The sequence below is a fragment of the Candidatus Poribacteria bacterium genome (assembly GCA_021162805.1).
In the GTDB taxonomy this organism is placed as follows: Bacteria; Poribacteria; WGA-4E; order B28-G17; family B28-G17; genus JAGGXZ01.
This window is the reverse complement of sequence record JAGGXZ010000200.1, coordinates 1-22288: the sequence shown is the minus strand read 5'-3', so window position 1 is coordinate 22288 and position 22288 is coordinate 1. Positions and strand designations below refer to the sequence as shown.

Here is a 22288-nt window from a genome sequence, read left to right as displayed (position 1 = left end):
GGTCTCTGCTACGCTTAACGATAATATGAGCGAATCACGCTGACATATGTTCCGTCCTCGCGATTATCTCCGCCTGCATGCTCGGGCTTAGACGCACGAAATAGTCCGAATAACCGGCAACCCTGACGAGGAGATCCTGGTAATTCTCAGGGCGCGCCTGGACATCCCTCAGAAGGTCCGCGCTGACGACGTTGACCTGTATCTCAAACCCTCCCCGTCTGAGATAGGTCTCTATTAGGTTTCTCAAAGCCTTTAGGCCCAACTCCGTCCCGAGAAAGCTCTTCGTGAACTTCACGTTCTGTACCACCCCCCGATCGCCTTCCTGTGGCTCCACTTAGTGGTGGAGAGTATCGACGCCGTAGGTCCACATCTCTCACGCCCTTGAGCGGCTCCAGCTCCGTCGGCGAGGGGAAACCCCGATCTGCGCCCATCCGGGGTAGCTCCGGTTTCGGATCCAAACTTCTCGTGCATAACCCAACAGAAAAAGCCCGGCACATACCGAATTTCTCGTACTCAGGGCACATGAGGGTGTGTTCGGAAAAGACCAGGGGGGATCAGATGAAAAGGTCGCAGATATTATCGCTCCGTATCACCACGGTTCTGTCGTCGATCTTCTCAGCGCCTCGTTTGAGATATCCCTCGATGCTCACCCCTTCGTAAACGCGTATCTCCTGTTCATATGGCGGATCGACCCTGACCGGCTCGATGGAGCCGATATCCCTGACCGCCTCGGCGGCGGTCCTCCTGATCACCCCTTGGGCGGCTTTAGGCGAGAGGTGGATCGCCAGCTCGATACCCAGCCCCCATTTCACGATTGCGCCGTGGATGTTGGGCACCAGCGCCTTGGCCTCAGCCACGGCCTTATCGTCCCCAGATATAAACACAGTCGGGACGCCGAATGTGCCGGCCATGATCGCCCTCGCGCCGAATTCCCCTACGAACATGCCGTTGATCTTGTAATACTCGATCGTCTTGGACGAATAGGTGTGACACAACGGCGCCCCCTCCGTCCCCGCCATAGCGTGTTGACCTACGAAGAACAGGGCATCAAAGCTTTCATCCAGAAAATAGGGGGGAAAGATGGGCCTGCCGCGGGGGATCAGCTTGGCCTTGGGGTGAAACTCCATGATGTCTATTCCGCCGCTTCCATGGCCGTCCCAGACTATCACCTCCGCATCGGGATAGACGTCCAGGATACCGTCAATGGCGGCGTTCACCTCCCATGTGAGCAGTTTCATGGCTTGGGCCTTCGCCTCAGGGGTGGCGTCTCCCGTTCGCGTCTGATCCCACCTGGAGACCATCGCCACGCCCTCAAGATCGGTGAGGATATATATCTTCATCCCCATACCTCCGACGATTCTATCTCCATCGTCGCCATCATCGGCGTGCTGAATGAGGCGCGAATCCTAAACGTTCCCTCGCCCTCCGATCAGATCAAGTAAGGACAATGTTTGGAAGCTCTCTTTGGGGTCTCGAACATTAGACCACCCGTGATCTTATCCAAAGAGTTTTAATGCCATTAAGGCGCTGATAAGTATCCCAAAGAGAGCTACCGTTCCGACCGTCCACCGTAGCATTTTGTCTATTCGTCCGTTCATTTCAGTCCTGAGCAGATTGATTTCAGACCTGAGGGAGCTAAACTTTTCATTCATCTCAGACCTGAGGGAGTCAAACTTATCGTCCATCTCAGATCTGAGGGAGTTAAATTTATTGTCCATCTCAGACCTGAGGGAGTTAAACTTTTCATCCATCTTAGATCCGAAGGAGTCAAACCTGCCTTCCATCCCAGATCTGAGAGAATCGAACCTACCATACATCTCGGACCTGAGGGAGCTAAATTTTTCATCCATCTCGGATCTGAGGGAGTTAAACTTATCGTCCATCTCAGATCCGAAGGAGTCAAATCTGCCTTCCATCCCAGATCTGAGAGAATCGAACCTACCATACATCTCGGACCTGAGGGAATCAAACCTCTCATTCAGGGAATCGAGCCTTTCGTTTATGAGTCTGATCTCGCGTCTAAGCTCGGTTACCTCACCTTTCAGCTCCCTATATCCGTGCTCAAGCAGATCAAGTCTGGAAAGGATCTCCCTATACTCATCCTTGGTAACGCCCATCTGCCGAACTTTTTCCTCTATCATCTGATCTAGGGCGTCAAACCCCTCAGGTCCTAGCTTTTCCGTTAGGACGGTGACGACCTCAGATCGCATTAGATTCCCCCTAACTTCTGTCGGTTTTTCCATTCGCTCTTATTTCCCTTGAGTGTAGCGGCTATCCATGATGAGGAACGAAGGTATGCAAATTCGAAATGCGAATTGCGAATTTAAATTCGAGATCCGAAATTCGCAATTCGAAATCAAGGTGCTTCCTCGTTCCTCGCTCCTGGTTCCTTCGATAATACGTTAAGTTATCCCTGGTATATCCAACTCGTCCGTTCTGAAGCCTAGCATAGCCTTTTTCTCACGCAGGTAATAAAGGTAGTTCTCATAAGGCACATCGGGCGGAACGCGGTGATCCACATGTGGGATAAACCCTCCCTCCTCGACCACAGGTGAGAGTCTCTTGAGCTCCTCGAGGATATCGCTTTTGCCCCTGATGAGCGCCATTTTGTCCACCCCGCCCAGAAGCAGGATGTCCTTGCCGAACCTCTTCCGAAGTTTAACCGGATCGCTTCCGGCCCGAACCTCTATGGGGAACATACAGTTATACCCTGCCTCAAGCCACAGCCCAGCGACATCGTTGATGTTTCCGTCACAGTCGGTGTATATCACATCCACCCCATGTCGATGCAGGAGGTCCGCTATCCTCTTATATCTGGGCACGAGGAGCTTTTTGAACATGGCCGGCGAGATCATCGGGCCGTTGTTGAAGCACATGTCCTCCCATCCGGCTCCATAGTCGTATTCAACAGTTCGGAGCGCTCTCTGGAGGGTGTGCACGATCAGCTCACATATCGTCTCGACGATCTCCTCCACAAGGGCGTAATCGTCATATAACATCAGGGATATGTTCTCGAACCCTATCCAGTTTCGCGGCCAGCCGTATAGCGAGCCCACATTGACGCCTATCGGATGATTCACGTGTCTGAGCCTTTCAGCGATCTGATCCCAGTTTTTGGGATATCTCACCTCGTCATCTATGCGAAGTCTGTCCTTGAACCTCTCCCAGTCCTCGCGGTTTTCTATCGGGAACTTGATGTAATGAGGGATGGTGGAGGTTCCGTCCTTGAAGACCTCGGATATGACGCCGTCGCTGCCCTGTACGATGATCTTATCGCCCTTATCCTCCAGCACCTTATGTTCAAATCCGTAGAGCCATCCTATGTTCGGGCTAGCTCCTCCGCGCGGGTCAAATCCGAAGAACCTGTTGGCTTTAGCCTCGTTATCGATCTCCTTCGGCAACCCCTGTTTATGCCATTCTTTGTAGGTTTCGGACCAATATCCAAATTCGTAATGAGGGATTCTATCCACCGTCTGGTAGTGGAAGACACGACGCCATCTCTCGCGAGGCGTCATAGCGGTTCCACTCCAGCTTTTGATGCTATCCTGATTTTGATCCATTTTCCTCTCCTCGATCAGTTTGCGGCCTCCTCGATAGTTTCCTCCTCAGCGGTTGTCTTCTCTGGCATTTCGCCGGTTCCCTTTTGAGCGTTGATCACCTCTCTGATCTTCCCTTCTATCTCGGCGGCGATCTGGGGGTTTTCCCTGAAGAATTCCTTCGCCTTATCCCGTCCCTGGCCGAGCTTATGCTCGCCATATGAGTACCAGGCGCCGCTGCGTTGGATTATACCCATCTCCACGCCGGTATCCAGTATATCGCCCTCCCTGGATATCCCCTCGCCGAAGATCATCTCAAACTCCGCCTCGGTGAAGGGGGGCGCGAGCTTGTTCTTCGTCACCTTAACCTTGACCTTCTTGCCGATCATATCGGAGCCGGATTTCAGTGATTCGGTGGCGCGCATCTCGATCCTGACGGATGCATAGAACTTGAGCGCCCTGCCGCCGGGGGTGATCTCGGGATTGCCGTATGTCACGCCTATCTTCTCCCGTAGCTGGTTTGTGAATATCAGACAGGTCTTCGTTTTATTGACCACCGATGTGAGCTTCCTGAGTGCCTGAGACATCAACCTCGCCTGGAGTCCGACATGGGAATCACCCATGTCCCCCTCTATCTCAGCCCTCGGCGTTAGGGCGGCGACCGAGTCTATGACGATCAAGTCCACGGCATTGCTCCTTATAAGTGTCTCGACGATCTCAAGGGCCTGTTCGCCGCTGTCGGGCTGTGAGATGAGTAGACTCTCCAGATCAACGCCGATCTTCTGAGCGTATGTCGGATCGAGGGCGTTTTCGGCATCTATGAAGGCAGCTATCCCCCCTCTCCTCTGGGCCTCAGATATGATATGCAGGCATAGGGTAGTCTTGCCGGAGGATTCCTGTCCGTATATCTCGACGATCCTTCCCCTGGGCACACCTCCTATCCCCAGGGCCTTATCCAGAGCCAGCGATCCGGTGGGGATGGTCTCTACGGGGATAACCTCACCTCCCCGCAATCTCATTATCGTCCCCTTGCCGAATCGCTTTTCAAGCTGCTCTATGGCGTTTTCAAGCGCCTTTTCCCTTTCTGTCAACTCCATATTTATAACACCTCACCCTCTCAGATTAAATTCCCTTATCCTTGTGTATATCGCCCCCTTCGGATCGAGCTGGCTTCTTATGAGGCTGAATCCGGCAACCCTCACGGGGGAGAGGTTTGGCATCCGGAAATCGCCGAGAGGGCCGGTTAGGTTAGAGGGGCCTTTGATCCGGGCGAGGGTCAGATGAGGCGTGAACGGCCTCCTCTCCCTTTTAAAGCCCAGCCTCTCCATCGCCTCCTCTATGGCGTTAGCCATCCTTATCATCTCCTTCTCGCCTTCACCGAGCCCAACCCAAAGGACCCTCGGTCTCCTCGGATCGGGAAAAACGCCCACATCCGAGAACCTGATCGAGAAGGGGGCGAATTCGGCGGAGATCTCCTCTAAAGGCGAGGATATCTCCTCGATCCTCTCCGATTCTATATCGCCCAGGAACTTAAGCGTTAGATGTAAATTGCCCTGTTTGACCCATGACGCCCTATTGATGTGGGGTTTGAACATCGCCGCGATCTCGATCAATTCGGATTGAACCTTCTCCGGGATCTCGACGGCGATGAAAGCCCTTATCTTTTTGGGAAGTCCTCTCATCGTATCAGCTCCCTGCGGATAAGATCTATGGCGGCCTGAGAAACCCGTTGTCTCATGGTTGTCTTATCGCCTATCACCTTTATCTCCTTGCTTATCACCTTCGATCCGTCGGCGAGGGCCAGATAGGCGAGGCCGAGATCCGTTTCTGCATATCCCTCCATCACCTCCAGCAAGGCGGTAGCGGCCAGTCCGAAATCAGCACGACATCTCCTCATGACCCATTCGGCCATCCGACGCGCCACCTCTTCGCCGACGATTCGATCGAAGCGTATCCCCATCTCCCTTTCGATGGCTTTCGTGGAGGGCAGGACGAAAGCCCCAAGCAGATATCGCTCGCTCCCCGGAACATCGGTCATTCTGGAGCTGATCCATCCCCCGGTGCTGGTTTCGGCTATGGCGACGGTTTTACCCTTTTGGATCAGCATCTCGCCGGTCACTTCCTCGAGAGTCTGGGGGTCCACGCCGTAGATGTTATCGCCCAGCCTTTCCCTGATTCTCCTTTCAACCTGAGCGATCATCCTGTCAGCTTCCTCGGCGTTTCGGGCCTTCGCCGTTATCCTCACGGTCACCTCTCCGGGACGCGCCAGGAAGGCTATAGTAGGGTTCGACAGCCCCTGCATGACATCCTCTATCATCTCCTGGACGGTCGATTCGCCCAGTCCACAGACCTTAAGCGGTAGCGATTTGATGATCCCCGCGCCCGATCGCCCGGCTATCCATGGGAAGACGAATTCCTCGCACATCGCCTGGAGCTCCCTCGGAACGCCTGGGAGGGTGATGATATGTTTGCCGTCCACCTCAACCAGAAGCCCGGGGGCGGAGCCGATGTGATTTGGGATCACCCGGCATCCCTCCTCGAAGACGTAGGCCTGTCTGCGCTGTATCGGTGTGGCCTCCCTTCCCATTCTCCTGAACAGCTCCTCTATCCCCTTCATCACCTTCGGATCGAACACGAGCCTTCGCCCGATGGCCTCGGCTATCGCCTCCCTCGTGACGTCATCCGCTGTCGGGCCTAATCCCCCGCTTGTGATGACCAGATCTGCCCTCGATAGAGCCTGGCGCACGGCTGAGGCGATTCGATCCACGTTATCGCCCACCTCACACGTGTGATACACGTCCACGCCGAGCTGGGCGAGGTTTCTGCAGAGATAAGCGGCGTTCGTGTTGACTATCTGCCCTAAAAGCAGCTCTGTGCCCACGAATATCAGCTCAGCGACCATCTTTCGATACCCCGTATCCCCTTGGTTTTCCAGATGTTTAATCATCCGGCTGTTGAAACTGATTCATGGTTAACAGGTTCCAAAGCGGTTTACGGTTATTGTATATGAATTCGAGGCCCGATACCACCGTCAGTATAAGCGGCAGATACATCATATAATAGATCGGGCCGTGTCTATCCCTTATCCTCGACATGAAACTCCAGTTCATCCCCAATGTACCTCTGTTATCGTGCAGGGTCAGAAGCATAAGGCCCAGGCTTATAACCGACATCTGAGAGGCGGTTTTCGCCTTACCCCATCTGGTCGCCCCTACAACCGTTCCGTTCGACGCGGCCAGCACGACCCTCAAACCGGTTATGATAAACTCCCTTCCGATAATAACCATAACCATCCACCCGGCTATCAATCCCTCTCCGGCGCGGGTGAAGGAGATAAGCGCTGCACAGACGAGAAGCTTATCGGCGAGCGGGTCCATAAACCTGCCGAATCCCGTCGGACCTTCCCGCCTGGCCACTATGCCGTCGAAAAGATCCGTAATCGAGGCGAGGGCGAAGACGATCAAGGCACTGAGCATCTGTCGGATGGAGAAGAGATACATGAAGACGGGAACCATGAACATCCTGGCGATCGTCAGATAATTGGCGAACCTCATCAGGTTGGATAGGTTCATATATCGCCCCCTTCCGCCTCCGCTATGAGATCGTAGCTGCAAACCTCTTCGATTCGGACCTTTATGAGGTTCCCCATCAGCTCCTCAGCTCTCTCTCGCCTTATGCCTTTCACGAACACGAAATCGTCTATCTCAGGCGCCTGGAACTCCGCCCGACCGAGAGCCACGTTACGTTCGGGATCGAATCCCTCCAGGAGTACTTCGACCTTTCTCCCGATAAGCCTTTTTCTCCTACGGATGGCGATCTCGGTTTGAAGCTCAACGACCCTGTTGAACCTCTCGACCTTCACCTCCTCCGGGATCTGTCCCTCCATCCTGGCGGCCGGCGTGCCCTCCTCGGGGGAGAAGGTAAAGACGCCGAGATGATCGAACTCAATCTCCTCCAGGAACTGAAGAAGCGATTTGAAGTGATGCTCCTCCTCGCCCGGAAACCCGACGATGACGGTCGATCTCAGCGTCACATCCGGTATAAGCCTGCGAGCCATCTCGATGACCTTACGTATCCCCTCTCCGTTCTCCTCCCTCCGCATCCTCGATAGGATGTCGTCGTGAACGTGTTGAATCGGTATGTCCAAGTATTTACAGATCCTATCGTTTTCAGCGATCACCTCGAGCAACCTCTCGTCCACCCTCGAAGGATAGGAATAGAGAAACCTGATCCATCTCAATCCGTCGATTTCGGCCAGCTCGGAGAGCAAATCGGACAGTTTTGGGAGGCCGTAGAGATCCAGGCCGTATCTGGTGGTGTCCTGGCTTACAAGCACGAGCTCCTTTACCCCAGCCTCAGCTAAGGCGGTCGCTTCAGCCGATATGGAGTTGAACTCCCTGCTGCGATATCTCCCGCGCAATCTGGGGATCATGCAGAAGGAACAGGTGTTAGAGCATCCTTCGGCTATCTTGATATACGCGTAATGAGGCGGTGTCCCTAAACAGCGAGGTGTAAGATGATCGTAGAGATACTCCGGTCGGCCGACGAGTGCGAGCTTCGATCCGGATTCCCTCAGGGATCGAGCGACGTATGCGATTTTCTGAAACTCCCCTGTCCCGACGAGGGCGTCCACGCCGGGAAACCTGTTGAAGAGCGATTTGCCGTATCTCTGGGCTAAACACCCGGCCACGATGAGCTTTCTTTCGCCCTTATCATCCAAGATTTCAGATATAACCTCCTCCGCTTCCTCCTCGGCGGCCCTGATAAAGGCGCAGGTATTGACCACGACCACATCCGCCTCATCCGGATCGACGATCTCATGCCCATCCTCCAGCAACATACCCATCATAATCTCGCTATCTACCAGATTTTTGGGACATCCCAGGGATATGATGCCGACCTTCATCCTTTGCCACTCGATATCGTTATAACCTCGACCCCCTCAGGGGCGGTGAACTTGAAGGTATTGGGGGCGAGCTTACGGTCGAGCTTGATGTTCTTAAAGCTGATTATAGTGACCGTTTTATCCCCTTCGCTGTGGTATGCGATCTGGACGGGTATCCAGTCCTTCCCTCTTATCCAGATCTCCAGATATTCCCCGCCGCTTGAGCCGCCGAGTTCCGCCTTCGCCCTCACCTCGACCTTATAGATCCCCCTGGCATTGGCGATCTTATCCTCGACGAGCTTAACGTCATATCTCTCAAGCAGCTTTTCAAACGTCTCGCCCACGCCCGGCAGGAGCTCCTTATGTTCCTGTCCGCTCATATCCTGTTTCGTGACCTGACCGAGCCAGGGGGTGTAGGACCATGCCGTTTTACCGTCAAGCACTATAAGCTGTGCCAGTTTCTTCGGGTCTTTGGGATCGAAGTACTCCTTACGCAGCAGATTTGGCTTGGCGAATATCAATCTCCCTTTAGCCTGGGATTTCTTCCCTCCCAGATAGGTTATCTCCTCGAAATCGGCCTGAAAGTTTTTGAACTTCAGATAGACCGCCCTGAAATTTTTATATATCTCCTCGACGGTGATACCCGATCCCTGTATCACGGCGCCGACTCGGTATGACGGTATAACTCCAACCATCACGGCTATCAAAAGGGGCAGGATCAGCTTGAAACGCATTCTATCTCTCTCCCTTCTCGCTTTATCGTTCATGCTCTTAAGTATACCACAATCCGACCTCGTTGACAATTTTTCCGATCGTTGACCCCAGCCGCGACGGATTCTATAATATACACCATGAGCCTGGAAATAGATGTAAGGTCAAAGGTGAAGACACCATATGTTATGGCCCTTATATCGCTGATCCTCGTCCTGCCATGGGCGGAGATCAGTGAGGGAGAGGAGATTCAAATGGAGGGGAAAATCAAGGCGTCGGAGCTTCCACCCCATCCGCGATTGCTGCTGAATAGAAAGGGGATAGAGGAGCTTAAAGCGCGTATCGAACGATATGAATGGGCTAAGGCTGAATGGGAAAGGATCAGGAGAAACGCCGATCGACTGCTTGCCGAGGTGGTTGAGCTTCCGCCTCGAGGCGGGAACTGGTGGCATTGGTATGCCTGTCCCAAACACGGAGCGGCATTACACACAGGTAGGAAAATAGGAGAGTGGCGGTGGCAGCATATCTGTCCGGTGGACGGTGAGGTGTTTTTGGGCGATCCAGATCATCCCGACAGGGACTACGACGGATGCGTGATCTCCGGAATCCATCATAGATACTCCCGCGCCGTACGCGATCTGGGAGTGGCATATCAGATCACCGGGGATGAGAGATATGCCCGAAAGGCACGCGAGATACTCCTGGCATATGCCGATCGGTATTTGAACTATCCACTACACACCATCCGAGGCGAGTCCAAGATCGGCGGAGGAAGGGTTGGCCCTCAGACACTGGACGAGTCCACCTGGCTTATCCCGATCTGTCAGGGCATGGATCTGATCTGGGAAAAGCTGAGCGAGGATGATCGTAGGGAGATCGCCCAAAAGCTGTTGCTCCCCGCCGCCAGAGAGGTTATCCTACCACATAAGATAGGCGTGCACAACATCCAGTGTTGGAAGAACAGCGCAGTCGGATCGGTGGGATTTCTCCTCGGGGATAAGGAGCTTATAGAGGAGGCGATCTATAACCCGGATCGGGGTTACTGGAGGCAGATGCGCGATGGCGTTCTGCCCGATGGCGTTTGGTGGGAAGGAGCATGGGGGTATCACTTCTACACGCTCTCAGCGCTTTGGAGCCTAACGGAGGCCGCTCGCAACTGTGGGATCGATCTTTACTGCGACCAGCTTAAGAACATGTTTGACGCCCCACTCAGGTTCGCTATGCCGAATCTCCATCTGCCCGCCTTCAACGACAGCAGCGAGGTGGATCTGCGGGGACACGCATCGATATATGAGCTCGCCTTCGCCCGATATCACGATCCGCTTTACGTCAAACTCATCAGATCAAGTGACAGGCGGAACGATTTCGCCCTATGGTTCGGCGTGGGAGAGCTCCCCGGCGGGGAGGAGATCAAATGGAGAAGCATCAACTATCCCCGATCGGGCTATTGTATACTGGCCCGAGGCTCAGGCGATGGGGCGACATGGCTCTGTCTCAAATACGGCCCTCATGGCGGCGGTCACGGCCATCCCGATAAACTCAACTTCGTCCTTTATGCTAAGGGCGAGATCATAGCCCCCGATCCCGGGACATCTCGCTACGGTGTGCCGATACGATCGGGATGGTATCGCACCACCATAGCCCATAACACCCTGACGGTGGATGAGAGATCGCAAAGACCGGCCGAGGGAAGATGCATCATTTTCGGAACCGATGGAGAGGTCGATTACGTCGTGGCTGAGGCGGGCGAGATCTACGAAGGCGTTCGATTCATCAGGACGGCGGTCCTGATCGGCGATAACACCCTTCTCTTCATCGATCAGGTGCGATGTGATGGGGAGAGAACCCTCGACCTAGCCTACCATAATCGTGGCTCATGGATAAGACCCGCTGCAGGGAAAGCCTGGACGCTCCCCGATAAACCCGGCTATCGATATCTCCGCAGTGCCATCATCGCAAACGGCGATGAGGGGATAGAACTGAGGATATCCACGGGGGAAGGGAGGAAGATCGGGATCACGCTGATGGGCGGCGAGAGGACGGACGTGATCACCGCCACGGGCGTTGGAAGACACCTGGAGGATAGGGTCCCGATGGTCATCTTCCGTCGTCATACCGAAGCCACGGCATACGTCTGGGCGATATCGCTTGACGGGGAGAAAGTGGAAATCGAGAGCTTGGAGGTTCAGGACTCGAACGGCGAGTCCGTCCCGATTTCGCTCGCGACAGCGGTCCGGGTTAAGACTTCGGGAGGGATTGAAGATGTCTTCGTCGTCAACCCCGATCGAATCCCGATTGAGGTGAAACTACCTGACGGCTTCTGCAGACGTGTGGAGGAGATCTTCAGGAGGTTGTGATCCCATGAAGGAGATATTAGAGGAGTATCTGTCAGTGCTTTCGAGCGTAAAGGCATATCTGGAGGAACTTCGGAGTTGCGGTTACTTTGAGATGCCGAGCCTCGATTTGAAGGAGGACATCGTCGAGGAGGAAAAACCGCGGCTGAAGGTGGGCGATCTGACCTCCAGGAGGAAACGGACGGAGGAGAAAGGGGTGATCGTTCGATCGGCTCCTCCGGAAATTCCTTCCCTCTTCGGCCCGAGCCTGTCGAGCGAATCGGGTCTTTTCGAGGGATACGACATGGAACGCCTCAGGGAGGAGGCTCTTTCATGCCGGAGATGTGAGCTTCACAAGACCAGGACCAAAGTGGTGTTCGGGGTGGGCGATGAAAACGCCACGCTGATGTTCGTGGGCGAGGCTCCAGGGAGGGATGAGGATCTTCGAGGTGAGCCGTTCGTCGGCAGAGCGGGGCAGCTATTGGACAGGATACTGGCCGCGATAGGGCTTTCGCGGGAGGAGGTTTACATCACCAATGTTCTGAAATGTCGGCCGCCGAACAACCGCGATCCTCTGCCGAGCGAGGTGGAAGCCTGTGAGCCGTTTCTGCTGAGACAGATAGAGCTCGTAAAGCCGAAGCTGATCTGCGCCCTTGGTAGACATGCCGCGCACACGCTGCTTAAAACCAAGGCCTCCTTGAAAAGCCTGCGCGGCAGGTTCCATTCCTATCACGGGATCAAGCTGCTGGTGACATATCACCCCGCCTCCCTCTTGAGAAATCCCGGCCTTAAACGCCCAACCTGGGAGGATATGAAGATGTTAAGGGCTGAATACGATAGGATACTAAGGGGTGAAGGTTAAAATGGCGAGATACGCCCTCGTCGTCTTTCCGATCCCACTCGATAGGAGTTTCTGTTACCTCGTTCCCGAGGAGCTACGGGATAAGGTCCGTCGCGGCGTAAGGGTGATAGCACCTTTCGGCAGGCGGCACGAGGAAGGATATGTGGTCGAGACACCCGATCGACCTAACTATCCGGAGAGGGAGCTCAAGCAGATACTGGATTGTCTCGACGAGGAGCCGTTCTTCTCAGAGGAGATGCTTCTGCTAACCAGATGGATCGCCGATAGATACCTCTCCTCCTGGGGCGAGGCGTTAAGATGCGCCGCCCCTTACGGCACAAGAGCGGTGATAAACAGATATGTTATCCTTAACCCCGATGCTGAGATCTCCGAGAAGATCCTTGAATCGCTACACCAGCGTGCTCCCAGACAACACGCCATCCTGGAGAGGGTCATCGCTAAAGGCAGGATATCGGTCTCCTCGCTGCGAAGGGCATTGGGGAGCAGGGGTTTCTACGCCGCCCTTTCCGCCCTGGAGAGAAAGGGATTTGTGCTGATTGTCCAATCCGTCAGGCCGGCCAGAGAGAGGCGGATAAGATACGTCATGCTCGATATGCCCATAGAGGCTGTCTCCGATGCGGCCGACTCGCTCGAAAGGAGAGCGCCCAAGGCCGTCTCCGCCCTGCGGACGCTGCTCGATGAGGGTGGGATGCCGTTGCGGGATCTGATGGAGATAAGCGGGGCGGCCCGATCCTCGATCGAGCTGCTCGAGAGAAAAGGGCTGATCCGAATCGAAGAGGTGGAGGAGTTCAGGACACCGGAGGAGGGATGGTGTGATAAATCATATGTCGAGAGATTCGATCTGACAGAGGATCAGAGAAAAGCCCTTAAAGAGATCTCGGAGGCGATCCGATCCGAAAAACATCACGTCTTCCTCCTGCACGGGGTCACGGGAAGCGGGAAAACCGAGGTTTACATGCGAGCGATAGAGCTGACGTTGGAGATAGGTAAAGGGGCGATTGTGCTCGTTCCGGAGATATCCCTCACACCGCAGACAGTAGCGAGATTCACCGCAAGGTTCGGAGAAAGGGTAGCCGTCCTGCACAGTCGCCTCTCGCCTGGAGAGAGATACGATCAGTGGAGGTTGATCAGAGACGGGAAGGCCGATATTGTCGTCGGCCCTCGTTCGGCGGTGTTCGCCCCCGTTAGATCGCTCGGCCTCATTGTGATAGATGAGGAGCATGAGACCTCATACAAGCAGAGCGAGCCAGCCCCCAGATACCATGCCAGGGATGTGGCGATAAAACGGGCGCAGATCGTCTCCTGTCCAGTGGTGATGGGGACTGCGACGCCATCTCTCGAATCGTATTACATGGCCTCCACCGGAAGATACACGCTGATCGAGATGCCCAGGAGGGTCATGGATATAAGCCTGCCGCCGATCGAAATCGTCGATATGCGGTATGAGCTGGTGGGCAGAAGGAACAGAAGCATCTTCTCCTTCAGACTCAGACGTAGGATGGCCGAGGAGCTCAAAAAAGGCCATCAAGTGATGCTCTTTCTCAACAGGAGGGGGTTCTCCACATATGTGTTCTGCAGGGAATGCGGATATGTGGAGAGGTGCGAAAACTGCTCCGTCGCCCTAACGTATCATCGGGATAGAAACCTGATGATCTGCCATCATTGCGGTCTGGAGCGGCCCGTTCCCAGAGGATGCCCCAGATGCAAGAGCATGTATATCAGGCATTTCGGCATCGGCACACAGCAGGTGGAAGCTGAAGTGAGGAAATTCTTCCCGAAAGCTCGCGTCGCACGGATGGATTCAGATGCCGTCTCATCCAAAGGCTCGCATGCCAGGATCCTGGACGCGTTTAGAAAGGGAGAGATCGATGTGTTGGTGGGAACACAGATGATAGCTAAGGGTCTGGACTTCCCAAACGTAACTCTCGTGGGTGTTATAAACGCCGATTTAGCCCTAAACCTCCCGGACTTCAGAGCCGGGGAGAGAGCGTTTAACCTCTTGACACAGGTGGCAGGTAGGTCTGGAAGGAGCGAGAAGGGCGGCATGGTGATAATCCAGACCTATAACCCTGAACACTATAGCATAATAGCCGCTAAAAGCCACGATTACAGGTCCTTCTACGCCGAGGAGATAGCCGCAAGGGAGACAGTGATGTATCCCCCTTTCACGGCGGCTGCATCCGTATTGATAAGAGGGTCGGATGAGGAGATCGTCGTACAAGTCGCCCACAGATTGGCCGAGATGATGAGGGAGCTCAGAGATAAGGAGTTCGGAGGGATCGACATCATAGGCCCTGCCCCAGCCCCCCTAATGAGGATCAGAGGGAGATATAGATGGCATCTCCTGGTCAAATCCATCGAGAGGGAGAGGATGACGCTTTTTTTGAGGGAGATTATGAGCCGAGTATCGTCCAAGGTGATGGCCGGTACGGATCTGATCGTGGATGTGGATCCGATCTCCCTCCTATAAGTCAGGTCTGACCGTGAGAATCGCTCAGACATATTTGAAACGGGAGGCGATTTAATGTGGAGAGATAAATACCTTCTGGCAAAGCCGACGGTGAGAATGGCGATTGAGTGGCCGGTATTAACCGAATGGTTTGATGCTTCTTCGAGCCGGTTTGATCGCCGGGAAAGGAGGTGGTAAGCGATGAATTCAACATCCGGAGGTCGATGCGTTGAGGAGTCCTGGAAACTGTATGATCAAGCCGTGAAGGTTATCCCGATGGCGACCCAGACACATTCCAAGGCGCCTCGGGAGAAACTGCGCGGGGTGGAGCCATGCTTCATCGTCCGGGGTGAAGGTTGTCGTGTGTGGGATCTCGACGGCAACGAATATATCGATCTCCGAAACGCCCTGGGACCCGTCACGCTGGGCTATCGGTTCCCGGCCGTGGACGAGGCTATCCGTCGGCAATTGGAGAGCGGCGTCCTCTTCAGCTATCCGCATCCGCTGGAGGTGGAGGTCGCCGAACGTCTGGTCAAGCTTATCCCCTGTGCCGAGCGGGTGAGATTTCTCAAGACGGGCGGCGAGGCGATGGCCGCCACGCACCGGCTGGCCCGAGCGTTTACGGGCCGCGACCTGATCCTCACCTGCGGATATCACGGCTGGGTCAATACGACCTCCCGCCCCGGAGTGCCGGAACCCATCCGGTCCACCTATCGGGCGTTGCCCTGGGGCGATGCGACGCCCTATGTGGAGGCGTTTAAAGCCTCCCCGAAGGGGATCGCCGCCGTGAGCGTGGCGTGTAACTATGCCGATATCGAAAGGGGACACATCTTCCTGGCCGATCTGAGGGAGCTGACGGAGCGATACGGTGCCCTCCTGATCTTCGACGAGATAGTGACGGGATTTCGCCTGAGCGTGGGCGGGGCGCAGGAGTATTTCGGCGTCACACCCGATCTGGCGGTGTTTTCAAAGGGGATCGCCAACGGCGTTCCGCTCTCCTGCTATGTGGGACGGGCTGAGGTTATGGAGCGTGTGAAGGAGGTCGTGATATCCTCCACCTTCGGAGGCGATACGCTCGGATTGGCGGCAGCTCGGGCCGTGTTGGACGTGTATGAGAGGGAAGACGTGATAGGAACCTTTTGGAAACGCGGCAGACAGCTTCACGAAGGATTCAACGAACGTTGCCGACGTCTGGGGGTACCGGTAGGCTTCCGGGGACTGCCGCCCACAGGACAACTGGTGTTCGAACATCCCGACGCCGGACGCAACGGCGATCTCTTCCTACGGTTCAACGCCGAGGTGCTGAAACGGGGCGTCATCATCTATACGGTGTGTTACCCGAACTACTCGCATACGGAGGCCGATATCGACGAGGCGGTGGAGGTGATGGGCGAAGCGCTGGAGGTGATGAAAACTGAGGGGTTGTTCGATTGAATATGTGAGGTGAAGCCGTGAGGAGCTTACAGGCTCTTGGGCTGATGCTGGGGTTGATGGGGCTGGCAGGTATCGGCGGGGCGGATGAGTTGCCGCCTTTGAAGGGCCGTATTAACCTGGCGGCGGGACGACCCGTCGTCTTCTCTCCTACGCCTAACTATTACCTCACCCGACAGGGAGATACCGACTCGGCCGATCTGACCGATGGACGTCTGACACAACGCGAGGATAGACATATGTGGTTTGAGCCGCTGGCCGTCGGGTGGAGTTACGCCGGAAGGGTCAATTTAGCGGTGGATCTGGGTGGGATGGCAGCGATCGAGGAGATCGCCATCCGCTTCTTAGGCGGTTCGCCGCAGCACGGGATCAGTTTCCCCGGCTGGGTGGAGGCCTTCGTGAGCGAGGACGGGGAGAGATTCGTCAAGGTGGCAGAGTTCTCGCGATGGCGTGAGGGCGACTTCATCCGTTTCGGCGTGCCCGAGGAAAGGGGAGAGGCATGGGTACATTGCCTGCGCTTCACCGGCCTGAACGTACACGGACGGTGGGTGGGATTGCGGTTCTACGGCACGGGCTTGACATGTTCGGATGAGCTCTTCGTGTTCGGCACGAGCACGGATAAATCGGCCACCGCGACGCATCTCGGCTCCCCTAGCGGCTTTACCGTATCGCATCCGCAGCCTTACTTCCATAAGCCAACCCTTCTGTTCATCTCCAATCTGCCCGCACCGGTGCCGTTGGGGATAGTCGTTCCCGAGAGCCTACAGGGGCCTCGTGAGGTGCGCCTGACGTTTGATCTGCCCGAAGGAGTCGAGCTGGCGGGAGGTCATATCGGCGGGGTGGATTTGAGCGAGGTGCGACCTCAAAGTCTGGCGGACGGCTATCGCCGCTACGCATTCACCGCCTCCGTTTCTTCCAGCGATAAAACCTGGGGACGTTTATACCTTCGGGCGCCGACGTGGCACGACGGACAGGAGGGAACGCTGCGTTATGGATGGGCCCACGGCGATTGGCGTAGTCCTACGCTCTCCGTTCCGATCCGGGTGACACATGTGCCGCCCGCTCCTCGTCTGAAACATATCCTCATCTCCCTGGGCTGGTGGGGCTCGAGGGATTCGACGGGATGGCCCGATGTGCTTCGGGTATGGCGACATCTCGGCCTGAACGGCTTCCCGCTCTTCACCCGCTGGATACCTAAAGGAACCGATACGCCCGAATGGAGGCTGCTGGAGGAGGCGCGAGGGCAGGGATTCCTCATCGTCGGCATAGATTCGCCGTTTCACCGATTGCTGTATCGACGGAAGGACGAGGCGGAGATCTACTGTCAGTTCGAGGACGGCTCCCACGGTGATCGACTTTGTCCCTCCTATCGAGGTCGCTTTTACCGGGAGGAGATCCAGCGGCTGGCGAAGGAGTGCGCTCAGATAAAACCCGATTTCCTGACGCTGGACATCGAGCTATGGACCTGGCGTGGGCCGACGGACAGTCGCAGATGTAAGCGCTGTCGGGAGGATTTCCGACGATCGGGCCTGGATAGCTGGGAAAGGTGGCAGGAACGAAAAGGTTTCGAGATGTGGCGTGATCTCATCGGCGCTGTGCGGAAGGCGGTACGGGAGGCGGATGGGCCACATGTGGATGTGGGTTTCATCATCTGCATGTCGCTAATCTGCTTAAAGGAGGTGACCGAGGTGCCGATCGTGACCATCACCCTTAAGGAGGACACCCAGGCGGTGCTGCATAATCCCGACATGGGGTGGATCGTCTACGAGAACTACCCGCTGGATCAACGTCCCAACGGCAGCTCCACGCTCGTGACGCTCCCGGATGAGGATTTTCCCGACGTGGACAACGTCGCGATCATGTTCTCCTGGGCGGATATCGAGAGGCGCGAAGGGGAGTACGATTTCTCCAAGGCCGATTACGCCTACGATTGCTGGCGCAAGCGGGGCAAGCAGATCCAGTTGCGGATGAGCACGGAATCGCTGCTGTGGTGGACTAACTCAGATCCACCCAGCGGCAAGGGGATACCCGATTACGTGTTGGATCGACTGCCGCCCGATAAAAAGCAGATCCGCCGCTGGAGCGGAATCCCATATGTGGTCGTCGACGCCCGCGATCCGTTTTACCTGGAACGGCTCGAGGCGTTCCTCAAGGCCGTCTCCAGGCATTTCTCAGGCGAAAGGAGGGTCACGCTGGTTGACCTGCGCGGTTTCGGTCTGTGGGGTGAATGGCATTCGGGATATCGGTATGAGTCAGTCGAAGCAAGGAGGGAGGCCCTCATCAGGATCATAGACCTCTACTCGGAGGCGTTCAAGGAGAATTACGTGGCGCTCAGCTATTCATACGACCCCGATAGTCCAGAGGAGTATTACGCCGGGCCCTGCGACCGATATGATCCGAAATTTACTACGCATTACGCCGACTATCTCTACTATTCGGCCTTCGATTACGCGTTGAGGAAGGACAACGTGACTTTCCGACGGGACGGGGTCGGCGGAGCGGTGCACTCGAATGAGCGTCGATTATGCGAGGAGGCGTTCCGTATCTGGAGGAAAGCCCCTATGGTCTGCGAGTTCGTCGTGGGATATCGGCAGGCAAAGCAAGGAGGCAGGGAGCACGTGACCTGGTTCGTCGAGGACGCCCTCAGCTTGCATCCCAATTACATCAACCTGTTGGGCTGGCAGGCCAGAGATGCCAGGGATTTCCTGTATGAACGGCCGGACCTGATCGCATATGGTCTGCGCAACATGGGCTATCGACTTCTTCCGACACGCGTGCGTTACCCGGGAGCCATCAGAAACGGCGAGGCGTTCTCGCTTGAGATGGAATGGGTCAATAGAGGAGTCGGTCGGGCGCTACAGCGATATGAGCTGCGAGTGCTCCTCGCGGATGCCGATGGGAGGGTCATCGGCACCTGCCGGGCGGGTCCGATGGAGACGGACAGATGGATTAAGGGTAAAAGTTATCCTGTGGTTAAGGAAATCGTCTTCCGCGATGTTCCTCCGGGTAGATATGAGCTACGGCTGACGCTTGTAGATCCGCTCGACGGGCGGATTATCGCCCTGCCGCTCGTTGATCGATGTGATGATGGCTCCTATCGTCTCGGCACCATTCTCGTAAGGTGAGCTGAGCGCCTCCCCCTACTCGAAACAGATGACCTTCCCGTCCAATGTGGAGAGATAAAGACGTCCGGCAGCGGCCGCCATACCGTTAAAAACGGGCGGCGAATTGAGCTTGTACTCCCGAAGCCTCTCGCCCGAATCGGCATCGATCACCCATAAAAGAGCGCCTCTTCTGCCTTCGAAAGCGGCGAAGGGATCCTTGGGGTCGACGATATCGGGCGGCCCCGCTATGAAGAGCATTGATCACAAAGACGTCCTTCCACTGAAACCACAGCCAAGTTAAAGGGTGCTTCGGCCGCTCCCATAGCTTCTCACCGTTCTCGACCGAGAAAGCCATTAGCTTCTCCGGACTCGCGTAGAGGACAACCCCACTGTGGAGGATAAGCGTGCCGATCCAGAGTCCGTTCCCCTTGTCCTCGACCTTTGTGCGCTATCGCTCCTCGCCGGTTTTGAAGTCCAGACAGACGATCGAGTTACCGTCCACGAAACAGACGGCATCTCCATCGGCGGAGGGGTTAAGCACGGGATCGACGGATGGATGCTTGCCGCGGACAAAGGTGATGTACTCCATCTTCGAGCCGCTGTAATCCCTCGTCATCCATAAGGTTTTGCCGGTTTGAGCGTCGACCGCCATCAATTTCAGGCGACCATCGCGGAAAACGGAGAGTATGAGGACGCCTTTGCAATACAGGCTCTCTCTCGTGTCCTCAGTGCCTTTGTAAACCTGCATCACCTTGCCCGTGCGGGCGTCAAGGCGTGTGACTCCTTCCATTCACGCCAGCCCCATCTCTCGATCGGCACCTGCCAGAGCAGAACTCCGTTGAACGCGTCTTGGGCGACCAGAAACCATCTGTCCGGAAGCGGATGGTCGCCGGTCAGGCTGATCGGCGCCTCGTCGACGAGGTAGAAGATCCTGCCGAGCACTGTCACGATTGCTGTTACGCTCGAATCGGTGTCATGTGATCTGAACCACAGCGGTCCGGCGATCCACTGATAATGTTTAGGCGGTCCGACCACCTTATCGTTCGCCACGGGATTGCTGTCCGGCCCGTGAAGATAATGCGTCCACTCATCGATATCAGGCGTCCAGGGTTTTCTCACAACGATCCATACGCCCTGACGCTCGATTATCCGCGGGGATGTGATGCCAATATCCCTCCGTAGATGCCGTTTTGAGCTGATGGCATTTCTGGCTTTCTCCAGGGCGGATCCATCGGTGTCAAGTGCCTGAATTACAAAAGAACAATGTAGTGGGTTAGTCAAGCTGGGAAACAGGCGGGGGAGGTTATCTCGGCAAGGAGAGAGACAAACCATGAGAACCTTATGGTCTTATTCCACAGGGTCCGGGCGAGGACAGAGACCTTAACAACCACCGCCACAGCGGTTTTATCAACGGCAGATCTTTTAACGCCTAAAGCTTCGACATCAGATGCATCGCTAGGCCGGAGAGAATGGGGATGAGGAGGTTATCGTTTATCTTTAGCGGCAACAGCTCTGCCAAAGTGGCGATGAACGCTCCGGTAAGGGCGACATGTGGTGGGAGTAAAGGGAGGCTTATGACCAGGCAGGAGAGAAAACAGGCCGAGCTCCCCTCTAAACTCTTCGACCTTATCAGCTTCGTCCTACCCCACTTTATCCCCACCACGGCGGCGAAGAAATCGCCGAATATCAGAAACATCATGCTGACGATGGCGATCACCTTGGAGAAAAGGATTATACTCAGAAGAGCGCCGATGAGATAATACCCAGAGCCGGTCACCTTCTGATGTTCGTCCTTCCTGAGCAAGGCGGAGAAACGCATGATCAAAAGCCGATTTATCGGAGGATACACGAACCTCAGGAGCTCCGAGGTGAAATAGACCAGGGCTACAGCACTAAGGATTACTACGGCAAGACTCTTCTTATCCTCGGGGAAGAAGTAGTAAAAAAAGGGGATTAACAGTCCCGCGAAGTGAATTGCTTTCCTTCTCAACTCGTGATTGACCTTTTCATCTCCTCTCATCTTCCGTCAGAACCTTTCCTGTATCTCGCCTGAAGTTTCGCTATCTCGGACATGATTCTCTCTCCGATCTTCGAATAGACCTCCCTGGGACGGGACGCGTTCCTGAGCTCCTTCATATCCATAGGGCGGCCGAAGTGGACGTTTATCTCGGCCCGTTTTATGAGAAGGGCGCCGCGTGGAAGCGCCTTCTCGGTGCCGCTGATGTAAGTCGGGATAACCGGAACGGTGGAGTGATAAACGATGAAACCAACTCCAAGGTGGGGTTTACCTAAACTCCCGTCATAGCTGCGCGTGCCCTCGGGGAAGACGAGCACGAGCTTGCCGCTTTCAAGAAGCGTGATGGCGGTTTTTAAAGCTTTTCTATCCGGCCTATCCCGCTTGACAGGGAAGGCGTTCAGGTATCTGAGGAAATCGCCGACCGGTTTCGGCCTGAACAGCGTATCGCGGGCCATGTAAAACAACTCCCTCTTCAAGGCAGCTCCAAGTATCGGCGGATCGAGATAGCTGACATGATTGGAAGCTATCAGAGCACCGCCCTCATCGGGGATGTTCTCCCGACCCACCACACTAAGGTGAAAGGCCCATGTGAAAAGCGGCACGGCGATCCTGTAAAGTATGTTCTGAAACCTCTTCTCCGAATAGGACCCATACATAAGCTCCACACCAAATAACCGATTTGACACTAATTATACTACTCCCATGCTCCAGGCTCAAGGCCGATATCGTCCTCCGATTAAACATCGATTCAAAGTCAGGGGGAATTCATCCGAATCTTAGAGGCCCAGGTCCTCGCATCCCCATACAGCGTGTCAAGTCAAATGATAATGTTACCGAGAAGGTTTTTCAACTGCCGTCAAGCCTTACGCTTGTAACAGCAGCGTATCCTGCCGATAAGGTATAGCTGGAGATCACCTCCGCATCTGAACACAAATCATTGAAGCACTCTCTCTAACGAAT

General features: G+C 55.3%; 20 protein-coding genes. 5 read left to right on the top strand and 15 right to left on the bottom strand.

Annotated features, from left to right (window positions below; translation table 11 throughout):
- Positions 1-34: 34 nt before the first annotated feature.
- The 10 genes from J7M22_16340 to J7M22_16295 form a co-directional block, all read right to left on the bottom strand.
- Entirely contained in the window at positions 35-295 is a 261-nt protein-coding gene (locus J7M22_16340; GenBank protein MCD6508178.1) for a hypothetical protein, read from the bottom strand.
- Positions 296-554: 259 nt separating this feature from the next.
- Positions 555-1340: a M55 family metallopeptidase gene (locus J7M22_16335; GenBank protein ID MCD6508177.1), complete on the bottom strand. Its 786-nt coding sequence runs from the start codon at positions 1338-1340 to the stop codon at positions 555-557.
- A 156-nt stretch (positions 1341-1496) separates the two neighbouring features.
- Positions 1497-2210 (bottom strand): apolipoprotein A1/A4/E family protein, encoded by a 714-nt coding sequence (locus J7M22_16330; GenBank protein ID MCD6508176.1) that lies wholly within the window; start codon positions 2208-2210, stop codon positions 1497-1499.
- A 192-nt stretch (positions 2211-2402) separates the two neighbouring features.
- On the bottom strand, positions 2403-3515 hold the full coding sequence (locus J7M22_16325; protein ID MCD6508175.1) for a hypothetical protein: 1113 nt from the start codon (positions 3513-3515) through the stop codon (positions 2403-2405).
- 59 nt (positions 3516-3574) lie between these two features.
- Positions 3575-4627: a recombinase RecA gene (gene recA / locus J7M22_16320; GenBank protein MCD6508174.1), complete on the bottom strand. Its 1053-nt coding sequence runs from the start codon at positions 4625-4627 to the stop codon at positions 3575-3577.
- A gap of 18 nt (positions 4628-4645) precedes the next feature.
- The gene (gene thpR / locus J7M22_16315; GenBank protein MCD6508173.1) at positions 4646-5218 is read right to left on the bottom strand and encodes an RNA 2',3'-cyclic phosphodiesterase; all 573 of its coding nucleotides are present in this window, start codon (positions 5216-5218) and stop codon (positions 4646-4648) included.
- Entirely contained in the window at positions 5215-6438 is a 1224-nt protein-coding gene (locus J7M22_16310; GenBank protein MCD6508172.1) for a competence/damage-inducible protein A, read from the bottom strand. The genes thpR and J7M22_16310 overlap by 4 nt, the downstream gene beginning before the upstream one ends.
- A 37-nt stretch (positions 6439-6475) precedes the next feature.
- The gene (gene pgsA, locus J7M22_16305) at positions 6476-7093 is read right to left on the bottom strand and encodes a CDP-diacylglycerol--glycerol-3-phosphate 3-phosphatidyltransferase (protein ID MCD6508171.1); all 618 of its coding nucleotides are present in this window, start codon (positions 7091-7093) and stop codon (positions 6476-6478) included.
- 11 nt (positions 7094-7104) lie between these two features.
- Positions 7105-8442: a 30S ribosomal protein S12 methylthiotransferase RimO gene (gene rimO / locus J7M22_16300; GenBank protein ID MCD6508170.1), complete on the bottom strand. Its 1338-nt coding sequence runs from the start codon at positions 8440-8442 to the stop codon at positions 7105-7107.
- A complete protein-coding gene (locus tag J7M22_16295; protein ID MCD6508169.1) occupies positions 8439-9155 on the bottom strand; it encodes an outer membrane lipoprotein carrier protein LolA in 717 nt (238 codons plus the stop codon). Before J7M22_16295 ends, rimO begins: the two co-directional genes overlap by 4 nt.
- Before the next feature lie 231 nt (positions 9156-9386).
- On the opposite strand from J7M22_16295, the gene J7M22_16290 reads away from it, so the two are divergent.
- The 5 genes from J7M22_16290 to J7M22_16270 all read left to right on the top strand — a co-directional run bounded on the left by J7M22_16290 (position 9387) and on the right by J7M22_16270 (position 19332).
- Entirely contained in the window at positions 9387-11489 is a 2103-nt protein-coding gene (locus tag J7M22_16290; protein MCD6508168.1) for an alginate lyase family protein, read from the top strand.
- A 4-nt stretch (positions 11490-11493) separates the two neighbouring features.
- Positions 11494-12327: a uracil-DNA glycosylase gene (locus J7M22_16285; GenBank protein ID MCD6508167.1), complete on the top strand. Its 834-nt coding sequence runs from the start codon at positions 11494-11496 to the stop codon at positions 12325-12327.
- Between the two features lies 1 nt (position 12328).
- Entirely contained in the window at positions 12329-14797 is a 2469-nt protein-coding gene (gene priA / locus J7M22_16280; GenBank protein ID MCD6508166.1) for a primosomal protein N', read from the top strand.
- Between the two features lie 180 nt (positions 14798-14977).
- Positions 14978-16210 (top strand): aminotransferase class III-fold pyridoxal phosphate-dependent enzyme, encoded by a 1233-nt coding sequence (locus J7M22_16275; protein ID MCD6508165.1) that lies wholly within the window; start codon positions 14978-14980, stop codon positions 16208-16210.
- Between the two features lie 17 nt (positions 16211-16227).
- The gene (locus J7M22_16270) at positions 16228-19332 is read left to right on the top strand and encodes a DUF4832 domain-containing protein (protein ID MCD6508164.1); all 3105 of its coding nucleotides are present in this window, start codon (positions 16228-16230) and stop codon (positions 19330-19332) included.
- Positions 19333-19347: 15 nt separating this feature from the next.
- Here J7M22_16270 and J7M22_16265 read toward each other — a convergent pair whose 3' ends face one another.
- The 5 genes from J7M22_16265 to J7M22_16245 form a co-directional block, all read right to left on the bottom strand.
- Entirely contained in the window at positions 19348-19569 is a 222-nt protein-coding gene (locus J7M22_16265) for a hypothetical protein (protein MCD6508163.1), read from the bottom strand.
- Positions 19570-19759: 190 nt separating this feature from the next.
- A complete protein-coding gene (locus J7M22_16260) occupies positions 19760-20101 on the bottom strand; it encodes a PQQ-binding-like beta-propeller repeat protein (protein ID MCD6508162.1) in 342 nt (113 codons plus the stop codon).
- Positions 20059-20430, bottom strand: a complete 372-nt coding sequence (locus J7M22_16255) for a hypothetical protein (GenBank protein ID MCD6508161.1) — start codon at positions 20428-20430, stop codon at positions 20059-20061. Before J7M22_16255 ends, J7M22_16260 begins: the two co-directional genes overlap by 43 nt.
- A gap of 310 nt (positions 20431-20740) precedes the next feature.
- Positions 20741-21331, bottom strand: coding sequence for a hypothetical protein (locus J7M22_16250; GenBank protein MCD6508160.1), 591 nt, complete (start codon positions 21329-21331; stop codon positions 20741-20743).
- Positions 21328-21984, bottom strand: a complete 657-nt coding sequence (locus J7M22_16245) for a 1-acyl-sn-glycerol-3-phosphate acyltransferase (protein MCD6508159.1) — start codon at positions 21982-21984, stop codon at positions 21328-21330. Before J7M22_16245 ends, J7M22_16250 begins: the two co-directional genes overlap by 4 nt.
- Positions 21985-22288 lie beyond the last annotated feature (304 nt).